The following is a 2,985-nucleotide window of genomic DNA, read 5'->3' as shown; positions in this document are numbered from 1 at the left end:
GGAATATGTGAATGGACGATTTTATCGAGGTATTTTAACTGGGTTTAATGAAGCTTTTATTGTTGATCAAGAAACACGAGATAGGCTCATTGCTGAACATCCATCATCAGCAGAAGTTCTCAAGCCTTTTTTACGCGGACGGGATGTCAAACGTTGGCGTGTAGAATATCAAAACTTATGGATTATTTTTACAAGACGAGAAGTTGATATCAGTCAATATCCAGCTATTTATAATTACTTGCTACCCTATAAACAGCGATTAACACCAGGTATTCCAGGGGGTCGCAAGGTTGGTCGTTATCAGTGGTATGAAATTCAAGATAATATTGCATATTGGCAAGAATTTGAACAACCAAAGATTATTTATCCTGATATTGCTATTCGTTGTGAATTTGCTTTTGATCATAATGCACTTTACCCAGATTGTACTTTATTTTTAATTCCCTCAGCGTCAAAATATTTACTAGGGTTTCTTAATTCTGGAATTATACAATTTTTTATTAATCAAATTTGTCCTGCTGTGCGTGGAGACTTTAGACGGTTTAAATCAATCTATGTATCTCAAATTCCTATCCCCAATGCACAACCCCAAGAAAAATCAGCAATTGAAACCTTAGTTAATTATATTATTTACCTCACCGCTCAACTCAAAGATATCCCTAGTCATGGTCAAAAAATGGTAGAAACAGCAGAAGACAAACTGATGCTGAGTTACTTTGAACAAATAGTAGATGCGCTGGTGATGGAACTATATTTACCGGAAGAATTACACAACCATGATAAATACTTCATGCGCCACCTTTTATCCGAAAATCTTCCCGCAATTGAAACCATCAAAGGTGACAAAATGCAAGCACTTAGACAAATATTTAAACAATTATTTAACTCCGAGCATCCTATTCGTGCTAATATTTACTTCTTGAATAGCTTAGAAGTCGTGCGAATGATCAGAGGTTTAGCATGAGAATTATTAAAATTGAAATTAAAAACTTTCGTGCTTTCTACAATCATCATATTATCGAATTAGCGAGAGTTGGAGAACGCGGCAAGCCAAACCTGCTGATTTATGGTGAAAATGGTAGCGGTAAATCATCTCTGTTATTAGCACTCCAATATCTCCTTGAATCTGGAATTAATAATTTAAAATTTTCCCCATACCAAAATATTTTTACCCACGAGACTGATCCAGGCTATATCAAATTCTGGTTGCGAGATAGATTGAATACACCTGTAATTGTTCATGAGTGGTCGTGTACTACCTGCACGACAAACGACCCAGATATAATTGCTGCATCTCAAGCCAAAGGCATCCTAGATTATAAGCGGTTACTGGAAGTTCATTTTATCCATCGCCAAGAGCCAGAAGTTAATATTTTTGAGCTATTAGTTGATAGCCTATTAGCACACTGTATCAACGATATTCATCCACTGCAAAAAACCTTTGCTGATCATTGGAAAGATTTATTACAGATTGTTCCAAAACAAAAAAATCATAAACGGAAAATTGCTACTTTTGAAGCCGAAAGCCAAATCTTTAATCAAGGATTACGAGCCAAACTAAATGAGCTAGAGCAAAAAATTACAGAATTAATGGATTACTTTGGCTATAAAATCGTCATTTCTTTCCAATTCCAAGGCATTACCTTTGATAATCTTGCTAAATATAGAGAAAATCAACCCGAAGATTGTATAAACAACCGCCAAATTTTATTAAAAGTTAAATTTTTAGATAAAGAAATTTCCAGCCCTCATCACTTTTTGAATGAAGCAAAACTATCTGCTATTGCGATCGCACTTTATTTTAGCTCTCTCCTAGTAGCACCAAAACCTAAGCTAAAAATATTAGCCTTAGATGATGTTTTCATTGGCTTAGATATGTCTAATCGCTTGCCTTTAGTTGATATTATTAAACAACAATTCAATGATTATCAAATCTTTTTGATGACTTATGACCGCGAGTGGTATGAAATTCTTAAACAAAGACTTAATAGTAGTAAGTGGTTTTTTCAGGAACTTTATCGGGGAGAAATTACTGATAATATAGAAATTCCTGTTTGGAAACAAGACATTGACTATTTAGACAAAGCCCAAGAATACCTTACCCCAACTCCACCACAAGCTCCAGACCTCAAAGCATCTGCTGTCTACTTGCGGACTGCTTTTGAAGTAATTCTAAAAAGATTCTGTAATCAACACTATTTAAAAGTAAAATATCAAGAGGATGCTAGAAAAATAACTACAGATGACTTTTGGCAACCTACTTGTCAACACAAAAGAGGGGATGGGACATTATTTGTAAGTTCAACTACAAGACAAAACATTGAGTTATATCGATCATTAATTATGAATCCGCTAAATCATGCACAGATTAGTCAAACTTACGTTAGCGAAATTCAACAAGCTATTGATGCGGTAAGAAGTCTCAAAAATGAGTTAAGCGTATGATTAATTTGCTCTGACCCAAAGCCAATAACTTAGCAACACAAACATAAATCATTGAGTAAGTACCTAAACAAAATTAATTGCATATTCTTGACCTAAATTTTCAAGCACTTTTGAAACCTTAGTTAATTACATAAAGTTGCGTTTAGTCAGAAGTGCGATCGCTACGATATCACTCATATCTGTGTAGGTTGGGTTGAGGAACGAAACCCAAAATTTATCGACGTTGGGTTGAACGACAGTGAAAACCAACCTACAATTCTGTCAGTTTTAGGTCGGAAAAGGAAAGGCCGATCGCATTTTATTCAGAAATGCGCTATTATAGGAAGAAAAGAGGCAATTGGTAAAATAAGCAGATAAAAAGAATTCAATAAGAGGTAAACAACGATGCAAAGTATTAAAGTAAAATATCACATTGGCAATGATGGAATGTTGCACATCCCTTTACCAGAAATTCGAGATACTGAAGTAGAAGCGATTATTGTTTATCAACCCCTGCAAAAAATTGAAAAACCCTCATTAGCATCACTCTATGGAATTTGC

General features: G+C 34.8%; 2 protein-coding genes. Both read left to right on the top strand.

What is annotated here, in order from left to right; all coding sequences use genetic code 11:
* Positions 1-964, top strand: a 964-nt coding sequence (locus ACKPEB_RS01230; protein WP_408962946.1) for a TaqI-like C-terminal specificity domain-containing protein, incomplete at its 5' end; no start/stop codon positions are given.
* Positions 961-2,445 (top strand): AAA family ATPase, encoded by a 1,485-nt coding sequence (locus ACKPEB_RS01225; protein ID WP_408962945.1) that lies wholly within the window; start codon positions 961-963, stop codon positions 2,443-2,445. The genes ACKPEB_RS01230 and ACKPEB_RS01225, both read left to right, overlap by 4 nt.
* Positions 2,446-2,985: the final 540 nt, after the last annotated feature.

This window comes from Planktothrix sp., assembly GCF_046067725.1.
GTDB lineage: Bacteria > Cyanobacteriota > Cyanobacteriia > Cyanobacteriales > Microcoleaceae > Planktothrix.
Note: the sequence above shows the minus strand (reverse complement) of the source record. Positions and strands in the feature narration are given on the sequence as shown.

Excerpts from the sequence above, each read along its gene's own strand:
- ACKPEB_RS01225 (WP_408962945.1), top strand. The coding sequence starts at position 961 with ATGAGAATTATTAAAATTGAAATTAAAAACTTTCGTGCTTTCTACAAT.